The sequence below is a fragment of the Martinezella calliandrae genome (assembly GCF_030272695.1).
GTDB classification, from domain to species: domain Bacteria; phylum Pseudomonadota; class Alphaproteobacteria; order Rhizobiales; family Rhizobiaceae; genus Rhizobium; species Rhizobium calliandrae.
Map to the genome: position 1 here is coordinate 42359 of NZ_JARFYN010000042.1, position 16879 is coordinate 59237.

General features: G+C 59.9%; 13 protein-coding genes and 1 pseudogene. 8 read left to right on the forward strand and 6 right to left on the reverse strand.

Annotated features, from left to right (window positions below):
* Positions 1–44: 44 nt before the first annotated feature.
* A complete protein-coding gene (locus PY650_RS25855) occupies positions 45–1088 on the reverse strand; it encodes a substrate-binding domain-containing protein (RefSeq protein WP_285882443.1) in 1044 nt (347 codons plus the stop codon).
* Between the two features lie 229 nt (positions 1089–1317).
* Here PY650_RS25855 and PY650_RS25860 point away from each other — a divergent pair, with 229 nt between their 5' ends.
* The 7 genes from PY650_RS25860 (at position 1318) to PY650_RS25890 (ending at position 10023) form a co-directional block, all read left to right on the forward strand.
* Positions 1318–2802 carry a sugar ABC transporter ATP-binding protein gene (locus PY650_RS25860; protein WP_285882444.1) on the forward strand — a complete coding sequence of 495 codons (1485 nt, stop codon included), beginning with the start codon at positions 1318–1320 and terminating at the stop codon, positions 2800–2802.
* A complete protein-coding gene (locus tag PY650_RS25865; RefSeq protein ID WP_285882445.1) occupies positions 2799–3848 on the forward strand; it encodes an ABC transporter permease in 1050 nt (349 codons plus the stop codon). Before PY650_RS25860 ends, PY650_RS25865 begins: the two co-directional genes overlap by 4 nt.
* A 115-nt stretch (positions 3849–3963) precedes the next feature.
* Positions 3964–4971 (forward strand): sugar ABC transporter substrate-binding protein, encoded by a 1008-nt coding sequence (locus PY650_RS25870; protein ID WP_285882446.1) that lies wholly within the window; start codon positions 3964–3966, stop codon positions 4969–4971.
* A gap of 57 nt (positions 4972–5028) precedes the next feature.
* A complete protein-coding gene (locus PY650_RS25875) occupies positions 5029–6567 on the forward strand; it encodes a sugar ABC transporter ATP-binding protein (RefSeq protein WP_285882447.1) in 1539 nt (512 codons plus the stop codon).
* Positions 6568–6583: 16 nt separating this feature from the next.
* Complete coding sequence (locus PY650_RS25880; RefSeq protein WP_432761583.1) at positions 6584–7576, forward strand: ABC transporter permease; 993 nt, start codon at positions 6584–6586, stop codon at positions 7574–7576.
* A 2-nt stretch (positions 7577–7578) separates the two neighbouring features.
* Positions 7579–8556 carry an ABC transporter permease gene (locus PY650_RS25885; protein ID WP_285882449.1) on the forward strand — a complete coding sequence of 326 codons (978 nt, stop codon included), beginning with the start codon at positions 7579–7581 and terminating at the stop codon, positions 8554–8556.
* A gap of 33 nt (positions 8557–8589) precedes the next feature.
* Positions 8590–10023, forward strand: a complete 1434-nt coding sequence (locus tag PY650_RS25890; RefSeq protein WP_285882450.1) for an LLM class flavin-dependent oxidoreductase — start codon at positions 8590–8592, stop codon at positions 10021–10023.
* Between the two features lie 742 nt (positions 10024–10765).
* Here the strand turns inward: PY650_RS25890 and PY650_RS25895 are convergent.
* The 3 genes from PY650_RS25895 to PY650_RS25905 all read right to left on the reverse strand — a co-directional run bounded on the left by PY650_RS25895 (position 10766) and on the right by PY650_RS25905 (position 14774).
* Entirely contained in the window at positions 10766–11977 is a 1212-nt protein-coding gene (locus tag PY650_RS25895; RefSeq protein WP_285882451.1) for a DUF3422 domain-containing protein, read from the reverse strand.
* 130 nt (positions 11978–12107) lie between these two features.
* Positions 12108–12338: a hypothetical protein gene (locus tag PY650_RS25900; protein ID WP_285882452.1), complete on the reverse strand. Its 231-nt coding sequence runs from the start codon at positions 12336–12338 to the stop codon at positions 12108–12110.
* 153 nt (positions 12339–12491) lie between these two features.
* Positions 12492–14774: a CDC48 family AAA ATPase gene (locus PY650_RS25905; protein WP_285882453.1), complete on the reverse strand. Its 2283-nt coding sequence runs from the start codon at positions 14772–14774 to the stop codon at positions 12492–12494.
* 656 nt (positions 14775–15430) lie between these two features.
* Here PY650_RS25905 and PY650_RS25910 point away from each other — a divergent pair.
* Positions 15431–16291: an urea carboxylase-associated family protein gene (locus PY650_RS25910; protein WP_285882454.1), complete on the forward strand. Its 861-nt coding sequence runs from the start codon at positions 15431–15433 to the stop codon at positions 16289–16291.
* A 114-nt stretch (positions 16292–16405) separates the two neighbouring features.
* Here the strand turns inward: PY650_RS25910 and PY650_RS25915 are convergent.
* Positions 16406–16539: pseudogene (locus tag PY650_RS25915) on the reverse strand (S-(hydroxymethyl)glutathione dehydrogenase); the annotation flags it as partial.
* Positions 16540–16590: 51 nt separating this feature from the next.
* Positions 16591–16879, reverse strand: a 289-nt coding sequence (locus PY650_RS25920; protein WP_285882456.1) for an electron transfer flavoprotein subunit alpha/FixB family protein, incomplete at its 5' end; no start/stop codon positions are given.

Genomic DNA, 16879 nt, shown 5'->3' on the forward strand with positions numbered 1-16879 from the left:
GGCGGACAAGGGGACTGCCGCGCCGGCGGATCGAGGAAAGGCGGCTAGAAAAGCTTGTCCGGAATCCAGCTCGCAGTCGCCGCATCGCTGGTGCTGAAAGCCGGGATCTTCTGTGCCAGTTCCTCGATCGTCTTGACGCCGGCGGCACGCAGGCTTTCCTGTGTGAGCAAAGTCGGCTTGACCGTAATCTGATGAGGTATCTCCTCGCCCGCGATCTGAAGCGCGGCGGCGCGAACTGAAACCGCGCCGACGACGGCCGGATTGGTGGCGACAGTTGCGACCCACGGGCTGCCGGGCTCGGTGATCTCCTGAATGTCGGCGGTTGAGACGTCGGCGGAATAAATCTTCAGCTTGCCCGCGACACCGAGGTCGCCGGCGGCGAGTTTCACGCCGCGCGCGAACTCGTCATAAGGTGCAAAGACGACGCTGATATCGGGGTTGGCGGTCAGCGCGGCTTTGGCCTGGTCGGCGGTCGAGGTCGCTGTCGTGTCGTTGACGACCCCGAAATGGGCTTTCTCGACCACGCCGGAATTGTCTGATTTGAACTTTTCCCAGACTTCGTTGCGGCGATCGAGTGGCGCGAAGCCAGCGACATAGACGTATCCGGCGTTGAAGACTTTCCCGTTCTCCTTGACGGCCTGCGCCAGTGCCTGCTCTGCGATCTGGTGATCGCTCTGCTCCACCTGCGGAATTTCGGGATTGTTGAGATTGACATCGAACGCCACGACCTTGATGCCCTTATCCAGCGCCTGCTGCACGACATCGCTAAGCGATTCCGGCAGGCCGTGATCGACGACGATGCCGGCGACTCCCAAATTGATTGCCTGCAGGATCTGCTCGCGCTGCTCGGCGGCATCCTGTCTTCCGGGGAAGACGCGCAGATCGATATCGAGCGCCTTGGCCTGCGCTTCGGCGCCCGCCTGGTAAGCCTGAAAGAAGTCGCCGGCGGAGATGTAGCTGATCAGTGCCACCTTCACGTCGCCCTTATCGAAGGGAGCCGGCGCTCCCGAAAGGCCGCCTGCAAAGGCGACCTGCACTGCGAAAAATGGAATGGCGGTGCTCAAGGCCAGCCGTGCAAGAGAAGTCATCGTTGCGTTCCTCTGATGATTTGGAGCCGCCGCTTTGGACCCCAGGTCCTCACGGCACATAATTTATTAGATATAAACTCTATGTTTTTAGTAGATTGATTTGTGCAATTTTCGGGGCTGACGGAGATTCTTTATTCCGTCCCAACGACTGCCCGGCAAAGGCTTACCTGGAAGATCGGCCATCTGAAGGGCCAATATGGCGCCCACCAAACTGAGACAGGCGCGATCCATGCCACTTCTTTCCATTGAGAACCTGACCCATCGCTTCGGTTCGACCGTGGCACTCGCCGGTGCCGATCTTTTGCTGGAGCGTGGCGAGATCGTCGCCTTAATGGGCGCAAACGGCGCGGGCAAATCGACGCTGGTGAAAATCCTCTCAGGCGTGCTGACGGCCGATGGCGGCACCATCACGCTGGATGGGCGCATGTTTGTTCCGAAAACGCCAGCCGAAGCGGCAAGAGCCGGCATAGCAACCCTGCATCAATCGACCGACATAATCGGCGCGGCCGGCATGAGCGTCGCGGATGCCCTGCTCCTCCACCGCTTCGCTGATCGCAGCACGCCCTTTTTTGTATCGCGTGCCGGTCTGCGCCACGAGGCGCAAGCGGTCCTTGCATCAGTCGGATTTTGCTTGCCGCTCGATCGCGACTTCGGCAATCTCTCGGCCGCCGACAGGCAGCTTGTCGCCATTGCCCGCGCAATCGCCAAACGGGCGAATCTCTTGATCCTAGACGAGCCAACAGCAAGCCTTTCCGGGGAAGAAAGCAGGCGGCTTTTCGATGTCCTCCTGCGGTTACGCGGCCAGGGGCTTGCGGTCCTCTACATCTCCCATCGCACTGCCGATCTCGAAGCCATAGCAGACCGCGCGCTCGTTATGCGCGGCGGATGCATCGTCGGCAATTTCAGCCGACCGATCGATTTTCCGCACGCGGTCGAGACGATGATCGGGCGCAGTCTGCAAGCAGCGCGACCGGCCGGTGGTCGCATCGCCGGCCCCGTCATTCTTGAAATGAGCGGCATCCAGCTGTTGCCTGCAAGCGCACCTTTCGATTTGACATTGCGCGAGGGCGAGGTCGTTGCCATCACTGGCGTCCTCGGCGCCGGCAAGAGCCGCCTGCTTTCCGCGATCTTTGGACTACTGCCGCTTGCCCGCGGGCACATGAGACTGGGTGGGCTGCCTTACGCGCCACGCTCGCCAGCCGAGGCGCTTGCTGCTGGCGTTTCGATGGCGGGCGAGGATCGCCACCGCTCTTCGTTGATGCCTGTTGGTTGGCCGGGTAGCACGATCGCCGCGACCATCAGCCTGCCGCACTTGGCAAAATGGTACCGCCACGGATTCCTCTTCGGCAATCGCGAAGGCAACGAAGCGAGCAGGGCGATCGCCCGCCTCGGCATCAAAGCATCTGGTCCTTTCGCCTCAATCTGGAGTCTGTCCGGCGGCAACCAGCAGAAGTCCGTGATCGCGCGCTGGGAAGCGGAGCCAGGCCCATTGCTGTTGCTCGACGAACCCTTCCAGGGCGTCGATGTCGGCGCCCGTCACGACATCATCGAAGCGATCCGCGCCCGCAAAGACCGCGCGACCCTGATCGCCACCTCGGATCCAGAGGAGGCGCACGAGGTCGCCGACCGCATCCTGACCTTCGATCGGCATTCACTGTCGACGAGCGCGGAGCACAAATCGCCAAATCCGACCATCCAGGAAACCTATGCATGACCACCATTGACGACGACGTCCTTGCGGTAGCCCCGACCGAAACGCCAACGGCTGGCAGACACAACACGGCGGGAACGCTCTTGCGCTCGGGCGCTGTCTTCCTCCTGCTGGCGCTGATGCTGATCGGCTTCACGATCGCTGAACCGGCGTTCATGAATATCGCCAACCTGATGAGCATTCTGCAGGCCGTCTCCGTCGTCGCGATCCTCGGCGCGGGCGTAACCGTGACACTTGCCGTCGGCGGCTTCGATCTGTCGATCGGCGCGGTCGCCGCCTCCAGCGTCATGGCGGCGAGCTATGCCATGATCGTCTGGCATCTCGATGCGGCCGCAACGGTGCCGCTGGTCCTTGCCTTCGGTGCAGCGGTCGGGCTGATCAACGCCTTCCTCATCGTGCGCCTCAAAGTTCCGGATCTTCTGGCGACGCTGGCCATGATGTTCCTGCTCTCAGGTCTGCAGCTCATTCCAACTGCCGGCCGGTCGATATCCGCCGGCCTTATTTTGCCCGATGGCTCCAAGGCCACCGGCGCATACGACCCCGCCTTCCTGCTGATCGGCCGATACAGCCTCTTTGGCACGCTGCCTGTTTCCGTCGTGGTGATGATTGTCGTCGCAATCCTTCTCCACGTCCTGACTGAGCGCACCCGCATCGGCCGCCTGCTGTTTGCGACCGGCGGCAACGAAGTTGCAACGCGGCTTGCCGGGGCCTCCACCGCGCGACTGAGAACGCTCGCCTACGTCATATCAGCGGTGCTGGCCTCGATCGGTGGCATCGTCATTGCGGCCCGCGTCGGACGTGGCGATGTCTCATCCGGTGGCTCGCTGTTGATGGATTCCGTTGCCGCAGCTCTCATCGGCTTTGCCGTCCTGAACCTGCGCCGTCCAAACGTGCTCGGCACTGTCGTAGGCGCTGTCTTCGTCGGCGTGTTGCTGAATGGGCTGACGATGCTGAATGCGCCCTACTACACGCAGGACTTCGTCAAGGGCGCAGTGCTCGTTGGCGCACTGGCCCTAACCTACGGCTTAGGCCGTAACAGCGACCGCTGAGGCGCAATCAACCCTCTCGAAATTTTCCCGCCGAAGCTTGGTTTTGGAATAACGTTCCTCTTTTATCTGATAAATCTATATATTTTATGTGGTAATTGAAACGAGAGGGACGTTTATGACTGAGAAAACTTTATCCGGCCTCGGACGCCGGGATATCCTGAAGCTCGCGGCTGTTGCCGGCGCGACGGTTGCCGGAGTCGGCATTTCCTCGACCGGTGCCGCTTTTGCCGACGATGGGCTTTCGCTGAAGGGCAAGCGCATAGCCATCAGCGCCACGGGCACCGATCATTATTTCGATCTCCAGGCCTACAATGCCCAGATCGCCGAAGTTAAACGGCTAGGCGGCGAACCGATCGCCGTCGATGCCGGGCGCAACGACGGTAAGCTGATTGCCCAGCTGCAGACGCTTATCGCGCAGAAACCCGATGCCCTTGTACAGATTCTCGGCACGCTCAGCGTCATCGACCCGTGGTTGAAAAGGGCGCGCGACGCCGGCATCCCCGTGCTGACGGTCGACGTCGGCTCGACCAACTCGCTCAACAACACGACGTCCGACAACTGGGGGATCGGCAAGGACCTTGCCCTCCAACTCGTCTCCGATATCGGTGGCGAAGGCAATATCGTCGTCTTCAACGGCTTCTACGGCGTGACACCCTGCGCCATTCGCTACGACCAGTTGGTGAACGTCATCAAGTACTTCCCGAAGGTGAAGATCCTACAGCCAGAACTGCGGGACGTCATTCCGAACACGGTACAGGACGCCTTCACGCAGATCACCGCCATCCTGAACAAATATCCGGAGAAAGGCTCGATCCAGGCGGTCTGGTCCGCCTGGGATATTCCGCAGCTTGGCGCCACACAGGCGATCGTCGCCACTGGCCGCAATGAAATACGCACTTACGGCGTCGACGGCAGCCCGGAGGTCCTCCAGCTGATCGCCGATCCCAAGTCGCCGGCAGGGGCAGATGCCGCCCAGCAGCCCGCCGAGATCGGCCGCACGGCGATCCAGAACGTCGCAAAGCTGCTCGCCGGCCAGACGTTGCCGCGCGAAACCTATGTTCCCGCGCTTCTCGCCAACAAGGAAAATGTCGGCGAGATCGCAAAGAGGCTCGGCATCGGCTGATGTCTTACAGCGATGCGGCATTGGCCGCATCGCTTCCTTGCCAATGAGAGCCAGCTTATGACCGTTTCCGCCAATATGCAGGAAGAGCACATCATCCGCTTCGAGAACATCGTGAAGCGCTTCGGTGGCGCACAGGCCTTGGCCAGCGCATCGCTGGAGGTGCGTCGGGGGACTGTTCATGGTCTTGTCGGCCAGAACGGCGCGGGCAAATCCACGCTGATAAAGATCCTCGCCGGCCTACATCGACCGGATGGCGGGCATATCAGGATCGAGGGTCGATCGTTCGATCGGCTGACACCGCATCTGTGCGAGGAGCGCGGCATTCACTTCATTCATCAGGACCGTTTGCTGGTCCCGAATTTCACCGTCGGCGAGTCCTTGTTTCTGGGCCAGGAGACGCGGTTTGCCGGCACCCCGTTTCTTAACCGCCGCGCCATGCAGCGGCGCGCCGAAGAACTGCTGGCGAATTATTTCAGCGTCGAGTTGCCGAGGAATGCGCTGATCGGTGAACTCTCTACCGCCGAGAGGCAGATCGTCCAGATCACCCGCGCATTGCTGCGCGGGCCAAAGGTGCTGGTCTTCGATGAGCCCACGGCTGCGCTTGTTCGGCCAGAGGCCGAAGCTCTTTTCCGCCTGATCCGTCGTCTTCGCGACGAAGGCGTGACCATCATCTACATTTCACATTATCTGAACGAGATCGAGCAGCTCTGCGACCATGTCACCGTGCTCCGCAACGGGCACACGGTCGCTTCCCTGCCGATCGGCGAAACCTCGGCTCAGGCGATGGCCGGCCTGATGATCGAGCGCGATATCGCGGAGATGTTCCCCAAACGCCGGGTCGAGCTTGGCGAGGAGATCCTGAACGTTCACGGTCTGTCCGCGCCGAACCGGTACGAGGGGGTTAATTTCTCCCTGAAGCGTGGGGAGGTGCTCGGCCTCACGGGCCTTCTCGGCTCCGGTGCGAAGGATCTGATGCGCACGCTGTTCGGGCTGGAGCCGGCTGGCTCCGGTGAAATCAACATCGCCAGAAAGGCGGTGAAGCTGCGTGATCCCGCCAGAGCTGTCGCCCAGAAGCTTGCTCTCGTTCCCGAGGACCGACGCGGCCACGGCGTCAGCCTCGACCTCAGTGTATCGGAAAACATCACGCTTCCGAACCTTGGCCGTTACACGCGATTCGGCTTTCTCGACGGTAAACGGGAACGCTCGGACACAGGCGAACTGATCAGGCGGCTGGGGATAAAGACATCGGGGCGCGATGCTCTGGTCCGCACACTTTCCGGCGGCAACCAGCAGAAGGTCGCGATTGCCAAGTGGCTCGGCCGCCAATCGGAAATCTATCTGCTCGACGAGCCGACCGTCGGCATCGATATCGGCTCCAAGATCGAAATCTATACGCTGATTGGCGAACTGGCTGCCCGAGGCGCCGGCGTCATCATTCTTTCCTCGGACCTGCTGGAATTGGTTGGCATCACTGACCGGATACTGGTCTTTTTCCGCGGGCGACTGATCCGCGAGATCTTGTCCTCCGAGACCACGACCGACGAAGTGTTGTCCATCTCCACCGGTGTTTCAGAAGGATTGCGCCGTGTCAGCTGATGCTCAAATTGCTCCCCTGCCAGAGGCTTCTTCCGACCAGGTATCTGCGCCGAGCGGAAAGGCAGCGGTCGCCGTCCTCCGCTTCGGATCCTTGCTCGCCTTCGCAGCGATCCTTGCTTTGTTTTGCCTGACGGCGCCGTATTTCCTGTCCGTCGGCAATATCGGCAACGTCCTCGGGCAATCGGCAATTTCGGGCGTGCTGGCGATCGGCCTGACTGTCGTCCTGATCGCGGGCGGATCGAATGTCGTCACCGGCGGAATAGACCTGTCGCTGGCGGCGAATATGGGTTTGAGCGCCGCGGTCTATGCCACGCTGATCAAGCTCGGCTTCTCAGATGTCGTGGCAGCTGGCGGCGCTCTTGCCACCGGGCTTACAATCGGCGCGGCAAACGCCGCGGCCGTCGTCCTTGCGGGTATCGTGCCTTTGCTGGCCACGCTGGCGGTGATGAACGTCGTCGCTGGTCTCGAACTCGTCCTCACGCAAAATACTGTACTGCCCGCCTCGACGGATTTTCTGACGTTCGTTTCGAATTCCGACGGCCTCGGCATCCCGATCCTCGCCTACGTGCTGCTCGGCTTTGCGCTCATCGCAACAGCCATCGTACAATATACGCCTCTCGGGCTGCGTCTCTATGCGGTCGGCGAGTTTCCGGCGGCGGCGCGAGCGGCCGGCCTGCCACTCAAGCGGTTGCTTGCCGGAGCCTTCATCGGCAGTGGTCTCTGCGGTGGATTCGCCGGAATATTGTCCGTCGCCTATCTCAGCGGCAGCACCACCGGCTCCGGTGAAGCGCTGCTCCCGGTCGTCGTCATCGCCCTGCTCGGCGCGGTATTTTCCCGTCGCTTGCTGCCGACCGTTCCCGGGACATTGCTATCGGCGCTTGTCGTCGGCTTCTTCGCCAACGGCTTCCAGCTCCTGAATCTACCGAGCACGCTCGTAAGCGGTGTCCAGGGCGTTCTCATCCTACTCGTCGTCTCTGCCACGACATTGCTGCGCAAACAGGAGATATGATGATGTCCGTCTTGCCCGCTGCTGGGGGAACCGGCGCCAACCTCGCGCGCTACAGCTTGATCCTGGCACTCATCGTGGTTCTGTTGACCTTCTCGATCGTGACACCGACTTTTCTGACGGTGGCCAATCTGCAGAGCATCCTCGTCAACAATTTCACGCTGCTCGCCATCGTCTCGATTGCCATGACCTTCGCCGTTGCGGCCGGCGGTATAGACTTGTCGGTCGGCACCGCTGTCGATTTCGCAAGCTTCGCCTTCGTCTCTCTCGTACTAGCCGGACAGCCGGTGGTTCTGGCCGGTCTGGCGGGGCTTGCCGCAGGAGCTCTCGTCGGCCTCTTCAATGCGCTCTTGATCTCCGCCGTCGGCGTAACGCCCTTCCTGGCAACGCTCGGCACCTTGTTCATCGGGCGCAGCATCCAGCAATTGCTGACCGATGGTGGCAATCCCGTTTATCTGCCGCCCTCAGGCGTTCCGGCCGCATTTCGCTTCCTTGGACATGGGACGATCGGCAATGTGCCGGTGTCGCTTGCGGTGGCCGGTCTAGTTATAGCGGCGGCGGCACTCGTGCTTGCCTGGACCCGCTTCGGGCGGGTGGTGTTCTCTATCGGTATCCAGCCGAGCCTCGTTCGCTATTCCGGCATCGGGCTCCGGCTTCCCGTCGCTGTGACTTTCGTCCTGGCAGGCTTGATCGCAGCCGTCGCGGGGCTTCTGCTAACGGCAACGATCACCGTCTACATCCCCTCCTCGGGAAACGCCTTCCTCCTGAACGCCATCGGTGCGACCTTCATCGGCACCACCCTTTCACCACTCGGCCGGCCCAATGTCCCCGGCACAGTTCTCGGCGTCCTGCTCCTCAGCATCGTCGCCAACGGTCTGCTGTTGACCGGCCTCAATTTTTACTGGCAGCAAGTCGGCACAGGTACGCTGATATTTGCCGTCCTCGCTCTCAGCTTCATCAACAGGAAAACCGTCGGCGCGTGAACCCTCAGCACCGACAGACCCAGGAATCATCACATGACCCGCGAAATCAGGCTCAACGCCTTCGACATGAATTGCGTCGGACACCAGTCTCCGGGGCTCTGGCGCCATCCACGCGACAAGTCCTGGACCTACAAGGACCTGGATTACTGGGTGCATCTCGCCAAGACACTTGAGCGCGGCAAATTCGATGGCCTCTTCATCGCCGATGTGCTCGGGGTCTACGACGTCCTAAACGGTAATGTCGATGCTGCTTTGCGTCACTCGGCCCAGGTACCGGTCAACGATCCGCTTCAGCTGATCCCGACCATGGCCTACGAGACCGAACATCTCGGCTTCGGCCTGACCGCGTCGCTCTCCTTCGAGCATCCCTATACTTTCGCACGCCGCATATCAACGCTCGATCACCTGACCAAAGGTCGAGTCGGCTGGAACATTGTCACCTCGTATCTAAACAGCGGCGCCCTCAATATCGGTCAGCAGGCGCAGACGAACCATGACGACCGCTACGACCTCGCCGACGAATACCTCGAAATTTGCTACAAACTATGGGAAGCAAGCTGGGAAGACGGCGCCGTCGTCCGCGACCGGGAAAAAGGCATCTTCACTCACCCGGACAGGGTGCATCCGATCAACCACTCCGGAAAATACTTCACCGTTCCCGGCATCCACCTGAGCGAGCCCTCGCCGCAGCGCACGCCCGTTCTCTATCAGGCGGGTGCCTCCAGCCGCGGCAAGGATTTCGCCGGTGCGCATGCGGAATGCATTTTCGTCGCCGCGCCCTCCAAAGCGGTCCTGAAGCGCTATGTCGCCAACGTGCGTCAGGCGGCAGAGCGGTTGGGACGCAATCCGCGCGATATCCTCTCCTTCAATCTGCAGACCGTCATATTGGGAGAAACGGATTCGGAAGCACAGCGCAAGTTCAACGAATACCGCCAATACGCCTCCTTTGAGGGAGCGCTGACGCTCATCTCCGGCTGGACCGGCATCGATTTCGGGCTGTTCGGCCCTGATGAAATGCTGCGCCATCGCCATACCAATGCCGTGCAGTCTGCCGTCGAGACCTTCACGACCATCGACCCCGGCAAGGAATGGACCGTGCGCGAGATGGCGGATTGGGTTGGCGTCGGCGGCTTCGGGCCGGTCTTCGTCGGTTCGCCGTCAACCGTCGCCGACCTGATGCAGGAATGGGTCGAAGAGACGGATGTGGACGGCTTCAACCTTGCCTACGCCGTGACTCCGGAAAGCTTCGAGGACGCGGTGGATATGCTGGTACCCGAGTTGCAGAAGCGCGGTGTCTACAAGACTGACTATCGGCAGGGCACCCTGCGAGAAAAGCTTGGCGGTAGCGGCCCAAGGCTCACAGCGCCGCATCCGGCCGCGTCGTACCGGCGAATTCGTTCCCGGTTGTCCGTGGCACCGCCCTCAGTGAATGCGCCCACTGGAAATGATCTGTACCGGGCCACGTGATCCACGCAGGACGGAATAAACGAAAGATGCGTGTTGATGTCTCAAAGTGCTGATTGAAGTCATGAAAAATGTGGCGTCAGCTGTTATAGTTGAAAGAGAGCATCTTCTGCTGGGAGGCAGCCACGTCCGCGAGAAAAGAGCAAGCTCGTTCGAATACTGTCCCTGTCCGAGGGTATCGCCTTCGTGGAAAACGGAGGCGACAATCTCGCGTCCTCCAACGCGCCAATCGGCAGGTCACCCTGATGGCGGCGGCCGTTATCATCCTGTTCTTTGCGGCTATCGCTCTGCAAGCCTTGCTGACGTAATGCGAGCGATCTACGCAGTAACCGGGGTTCCTCTCGATGACGTCGCTTCCCTGATCGCAGAACAATGGACAATCGCGCAGTCGATTGCGAACTCCTGGAGGTCGTTTCTACCGGCTGCATTTGTTGCAGCACGCCAGATTTTACGTGCAAGGCATCGCGCTGAAATGCGTCCGCGAGGAAGTGACCCGGCGTTCCCACCGAGACTTTCTCAATGAAATATCTGGCTGCACAAGGATCGGCTCAAAACGGGAAATCGACAGTCGTGGCCATTCCAATCGGTCCAAAGCGAACTCTTGCCATAGATTACCGCCACAGCGAACCCGATTCTAAGTTTTATGCACCCTTGGCGTCAGCCGCCGCCAACCCGCTCGTCTGGAGAAATATGATCAAATGCGAGGTCGACGCCTCGATAGACGCGCTCCATGCGTGCTGGTTTTTTAACTCTCATGCTTAAGCGCATGCTTGACGCGGAAGATCAAGAGAGCGACCGCGGTAAGAACAACGGGGATCGAGATGAGCATTACGGCGGGATCGATATGAACGCCAGCGTGTTCCGACGCCTCAACGACGACCTTGAGAATTCCTAGAAGATAATAGCTGATCGCGATGATCGAAAAGCCTTCCACCGCTCGCTGGATCTTGACCTGCACGGCGGTGCGGTCCGCCATCGCTTTGATCTGGCTGGCATTCTGATACTCGATCTCGAACTGAATGCGCGTTTGAAGGAGGTCGATCAGATGCATCGTGGCGCGCGACAATTGATCGAGGCGCAGGGACGTGGCCTCGCACGTCCGGATCGCGGGCTTGAACCGTCGAACGACAAAGACGCCGAAGCGCTGAAACCCAGGAAAATGCTCCTCTCGGAGCTCGGCGATCCGTTCCTCGACGATCTTTGCATAGGCTGTCGTTGCGCCGAACCGATGACGTGTCTCGGCCGTCGCCGAAATAACCTGTGCGGAAAGGACGGAGATATCCTCGAGGAGATCCTTGTGCTCGCCGGGCGCAGTCTTCAGATTCCTCTCGGTCAGTTCGATAAGCTTGGCGTCGAACCGGTCGAGCAGCGGTCCAAGGCGCCTAGCTTGCGGTAGCCCGAGCAGCGCCATCGAGCGGTATGTCTCGATCTCATAAATGCGCCTGACCATCCGGCCGAGGCGGTACGAATTGAGGTCCCTATTGAAAAGCAGGACCCGGCTCGTGTTGTCGCGTCCAACACGGAAGTCTGAACATACATGCGCCGAGCCGCCTCCGATGTGGGAGGCGGCCGAATCCTTGAAGCCGAGCTGGGCAATGAAGGGGCCGAGCTCCTCCGGTGCCGATCCAAGTACAATGATCCCAACGCGGGAAACCAGACGGGCGGATCCGATCCCCGTGATTTTCGTGAAGTCGTGCACCGTCAGACGCGAAGCGGGCCAGTCCGTGACCGGCTCTTTAATCTGGGTCACTCGCGTCACGGTGACGAACTCGGTGTGATGTTCGACCCGTGTTCGGGCCTCACCCTCGGCGCCCTCTAATTCTATCGATGACGGTCCTCCTTCGCGGAGGTGTTCCGTTGGCCTCTCGGGCATCAACGCGACGTGCTCGACATATGCCGGGCCAGTGAAGTAGATGGACGGCCGCGCGTGGAGCTCGGCGTTGAAATCATGTGACATTGAATTCCTTGCCTCACGCTCCTGTGCCCACCGAATTGGGACGACCCCTATCAAGAAGGATTCGGCCGTGTGAAGCAAGGGATCGGAGGCGGCTTTAAAGAGCCGCGCACGATCCCGAGATCGTTCGGGTCTACTTCGGAAACTCGCTGATGTAGTCCTTCGTGACGACGTCGAGACCGGATCGGATCACCGCGTCGGCCTTCCTGCGCTTTTTCAGGGACACTATGGAATAGATCGCGACGGCATCCGTCTGGATAGGACGCTGGCCGATCGCGCCGTTGACATAGCCGTCACGGGGCGCCTCAAGCTCGACCTTAGTTAGGGGTGTCTCTCGCGACGACGGAAAACTTGCCTTCGTCAAAGTCCGCCCTGTTCTTACCGATGAAGCTCTGCGGGCCTCGAAAACATATGCCGCCATCCCCCACGACGACGATGGCCGCGAGTTCCGGATTGGCGGCCTTCAGGTCGCGTTCATCTGCGGCAAAAGAGGTCAGAGTTGCGAGCCGATGAACAGCTACTCCTTTGCCTGGCGTAGCGGTGTGAAGCCGATTTGCATCCGCTGTTGTGGATTTTCTTGTCGGAGAGTCCGAAGCATTTCCTCATAGTCCCGTTCGACTTCCGGGGTGACTGACGGGCGAACCTCCTGGAGAGCCTTGTCGAAGTCCTCCTTTGTTACCTTTGACGCATCGATCGACTGCCGCAATGCGATGAGACCGGACCGACGCGTGAGATCCTCAAGATCCGCGCCGGTGAAACGTTCAGTTCGCTCAGCGAGCGCGTCGAGATCCACGTCGTCGGCGAGCGGCATTTTTTTCGTGTGTATGCCCAGGATTTTGCGCCGAGCCTTCGCGTCCGGTACCGCTACATAAACCAGCTCGTCGAAACGTCCCGGCCGGAGCAAGGCGGGATCAAGCAGGTTCGGCCGGTTGGTTGCCGCCATGACGACGACGCCTCGCATGTCCTCCAATCCGTCCATTTCGGCCAACAGGGTATTGACGACGCGCTCCGTTACCGCCGGTTCTCCGAGACCACTCCCTCGGACTGGAGCCAGAGAGTCGATCTCGTCGATGAAGATGACCGTCGGCGCGACCTGCCTCGCGCGTTCGAAAAGGCGTGAGACCTGCTGTTCGGACTCACCGTACCATTTCGAAAGAAGATCGGACGATTTGGTCGCTACAAAATTCGCCTCCGCCTCGCGGGCGACGGCTTTGGCCAGCAATGTCTTACCAGTTCCAGGAGGACCGAAGAGGAGGAACCCCTTGGCGGGACGGATTCCCATCCGCTTGAACGATTGAGGGGACCTGAGAGGGAGTTCGACCCCCTCCTTCAACTTTATCTGGGCTTCGTCGAGCCCGCCAACATCGTCCCAGCGCACGTTGGGAGCCTGAATCATGATCTCGCGCAGCGCAGAGGGTTGGATACGCTTCATCGCGGAGAGGAAGTCGTCCTGGGAGACAGTAAGCTTATCGAGAACCTCCCTGGGGATGCCTTCTTTCAGGTTGATATCTGGCAGTACCCGACGCAATGCGTCCATGGCGGCTTCGCGCACCAAAGCACCGAGGTCTGCTCCAACGAAGCCATATGTGGTCCTGGCGATCTCATCGAGGTCGGTATTCTCGGCAAGCGGCATGCCTCTCGTATGGATGGCGAGAATTTCTCGTCGACCAATCTGGTCCGGAACCCCGATGACAATCTCACGGTCGAAGCGCCCCGGGCGGCGCAGCGCCTCATCGATCGCATCCCGCCTATTTGTCGCGCCGATCACAACAATATTCTGCCTCGGCTCCAATCCATCCATGAGGGTTAGCAACTGCGCGACAATGCGCCGTTCGACTTCTCCGGTCACTTGCTCGCGCTTTGGTGCGATGGAGTCGATTTCGTCGATGAAGATGATGGACGGCGCATTCTGCGAAGCCTCTTGAAAGACTTGCCTCAAGCGCTCCTCGGACTCCCCGTAACGGCTGCCCATGATCTCGGGACCGGCGATATGGTAGAAATTGGCTTCCGTCTCATTGGCGACGGCCCTGGCCAGCAGCGTCTTGCCGGTCCCCGGGGGCCCATAGAGAAGCACGCCTTTCGGCGGCTCAATGCCCAAACGCTGAAACAGCTCCGGATGGCGCAATGGCAATTCCACCATCTCGCGGACTTGCTCGACGGAGGTGCCAAGTCCGCCGATATCGTCGTATGTCACGTCAGCTCGACGTGCTTCCTTTGGCTCCTCAAACTGCGAACGCAATTCGACAACCGTCTGCTCGTTCATCTGGACGATGCCTCTGGGTTGTGTCGAAACAACCACGAGCCTGATTTCCTGCAGACCGTAGGCTGGGAGATCGGGTAAGTTGCGAAGGCGTGGGTCCGCAGCGCGCGGATCTCTTACTCGTTGCTGGACCGACGTCGAAACAACGTCGCCCGCCACCATGGGGCGGTGAAGAAACGTGCGTTGCAAAGCTTCTCCAGAGCCCTGCAACATTAAGTTTTTCTGGGCCGGACCGAGGACAACCTTTGTAGCCGGCTTGGCGTCTGCCTTGCGAACCTCGATATGGTCGCCGCTTGTTGCGCCTGCATTTACTCGCTGAAGACCGTCGAGCCGGACCAGGTTTAGGCCCTCATCATCAGGATAGGGCCTCATCGCGATCGCGGCCGTATGCCGCTTGCCGATCAGTTCAATGAGCTCGCCCTCTCTTATGCCCAGCTTGGTCATCGCCGTTGTGGATAGTCGGGCGATGCTGGCGCCTGCATCCTGCGGTCGCATGTTTGCAACCTGCAAAGTGAATACGTGGTCGTCCGAAACAGACATGGGCCCCTCCAAAGTGCTTTCCTTAAAAAGGTATCCTGATAGTTAGGAAGCCGACAGAAAAGGCAAGCAATTCTCCGACGATCGAGCCTTCCTGCGAACGACGACGTGCCCGGCGATTGTTTCTAGGGTAAACGGGTAGCGCGCCGAACTATACAAAAATATTGGCCAATCATGCTCTCTGTCGCGTGATTGCGGGCGACGGCAGACGTGAGCTAGCTGCAGCGAAATCTATGGCGCGCGACAGTATCGACGTATCTCGTTCCCGTCGAGATGGCGTTGCGTTGCGACAGCTATCGCTGTGTTCGATACCGTCCGGGTCAAAAAAGGGGCGCAGTTTGTCGAGCGCCTGAAATCAGCGCCTGAAATCAGCGCCTGAAATCGACCCTGATTCGACAAGGAAAAAAGAACGGCGTTCGCAGCTCTGGCTCGTCGTTTGCGCTCACGCGCGGGCTGCGCAATCCCGGCGCCTCGTCCTTCGCAGGCTTCGTGCCGCGCTTGTTCTTCGCCGCAGGGCTGTTTTGTTGTCATATGGCGTCCAGTCGCGCAAAGCGCTATCGGAATCTGCAATGCTCGACTTTGCTCGCGACGCGTTGCATTCATGCAAATGAGAGCAGCGTCCGAGCCAACCGCAACAAACGACAAGCCAGGTGAAATACATGAAGCAGCACTCGATAACGGCCGCGCCCGCCGATGCAGAAGCCCGCAAATCCGTTGCGCCGGTGGTCTGTTATCCGACCGATACCCTGCCGCGCCCGAATCTCGCAGCCTACAGGGAGATCCGATCCGATCTTGAGCTGACTGCCAGGGTCGTCGTGCCTCCGCGCGAAGCGGAATGCTGGACGGTTCCGGCCGGACATTTCTGCCGAATTCTGTCTTTCGAAGGTCCGCAGGTGGGAGACCTGAATCTCTTCAACGCCCATGACTTTAACGAGCGGCTCTATACGGGCAAAACCCGCGCGCTCAACGGCACCCATGTCGGGCTGGGCGATCAGCTGTTTTCCAATTTGCCATTTCTGCGCCCGATGGCGACGATCACTCACGATACATTGGATTGGTACGGCTTCGACAAGTTTGGCGGGGGCGTGCATGACGTTATCGGCACCCGATGTGATCCATACACCAATAATCTGCTGCACGAGGGCAGCCAATATCATCATTGCTGCCATTCCAACCTCACCCGCGCCTTCGCGCGCCATTCGGGCAAAAGCCCTCGTGAGGCAGAGGCCTATATCCACGACGTGCTGAACGTCTTCATGTGCACGGGCTTCACTCGCGATACTGGCCAGTATTTCATGAAGGCAAGCCCAGTCCGGCCTGGTGATTTTCTGGAATTTTTTGCGGAAATCGACCTCGTTGGTTGCATGTCCGCTTGCCCCGGCGGCGATTGCTCGACGGAGCATTCATCGGACAGAGCACGCTGCTATCCGCTGGTGGTAGAAGTCTACCGGCCAATGCGGCTTCCTGTCGGATGGACGATGCCGCCGAGAAATGGTTACGACGGATCGCACGGCCTTTAGTGCTCACGTCTTAGACGATCTGCCTGCTTGGTTGTTTTGCAAAGCCAGGCAGATCTCCATCGCCGCCGCAATGACTTTCAAACACATACGGGTGATTGCTGTCGCTACCGGTTGGCCCGAGAGCGCGAAATCGTCGGTATGGCAGATGCCTGTCGCCTTGACCTCACTTCGCCGGCCTTCTGGCCGTTGAGCTCTGCAGTCATGACTTCGAGCGATTTTCCAGCGGCAACGGCGGCGCCTACATCCATGGAGGATATCCCTTTGACATACTTCGCATTTTTTCAGGTTCCAACGACCAGTCATCCGATGGTCTTTTCGAATTCCGGCAGTGCCTCGAAGAGGTCGGCGACGAGGCCGTAGTCGGCGATCTGGAAGATCGGCGCCTCTTCGTCCTTGTTGATCGCGACGATGACCTTCGAATCCTTCATGCCGGCCAGATGCTGGATGGCGCCGGAAATGCCGCAGGCGATATAGAGCTGCGGGGCGACCACCTTGCCGGTCTGACCCACCTGCCAGTCGTTCGGCGCATAGCCGGCATCGACGGCAGCGCGCGAGGCGCCAACCGCTGCGCCGAGCTTGTCGGCGACC

Bases quoted from the DNA above. Each gene is read 5' to 3' on its own strand.
- PY650_RS25860 (WP_285882444.1), top strand. From the start codon at position 1,318: ATGCCACTTCTTTCCATTGAGAACCTGACCCATCGCTTCGGTTCGACC.
- PY650_RS25910 (WP_285882454.1), top strand. From the start codon at position 15,431: ATGAAGCAGCACTCGATAACGGCCGCGCCCGCCGATGCAGAAGCCCGC.
- PY650_RS25895 (WP_285882451.1), bottom strand. From the start codon at position 11,977: ATGTCACATGATTTCAACGCCGAGCTCCACGCGCGGCCGTCCATCTAC.
- PY650_RS25890 (WP_285882450.1), top strand. From the start codon at position 8,590: ATGACCCGCGAAATCAGGCTCAACGCCTTCGACATGAATTGCGTCGGA.
- PY650_RS25875 (WP_285882447.1), top strand. From the start codon at position 5,029: ATGACCGTTTCCGCCAATATGCAGGAAGAGCACATCATCCGCTTCGAG.
- PY650_RS25885 (WP_285882449.1), top strand. From the start codon at position 7,579: ATGTCCGTCTTGCCCGCTGCTGGGGGAACCGGCGCCAACCTCGCGCGC.
- PY650_RS25870 (WP_285882446.1), top strand. From the start codon at position 3,964: ATGACTGAGAAAACTTTATCCGGCCTCGGACGCCGGGATATCCTGAAG.
- PY650_RS25905 (WP_285882453.1), bottom strand. From the start codon at position 14,774: ATGTCTGTTTCGGACGACCACGTATTCACTTTGCAGGTTGCAAACATG.
- PY650_RS25865 (WP_285882445.1), top strand. From the start codon at position 2,799: ATGACCACCATTGACGACGACGTCCTTGCGGTAGCCCCGACCGAAACG.
- PY650_RS25855 (WP_285882443.1), bottom strand. From the start codon at position 1,088: ATGACTTCTCTTGCACGGCTGGCCTTGAGCACCGCCATTCCATTTTTC.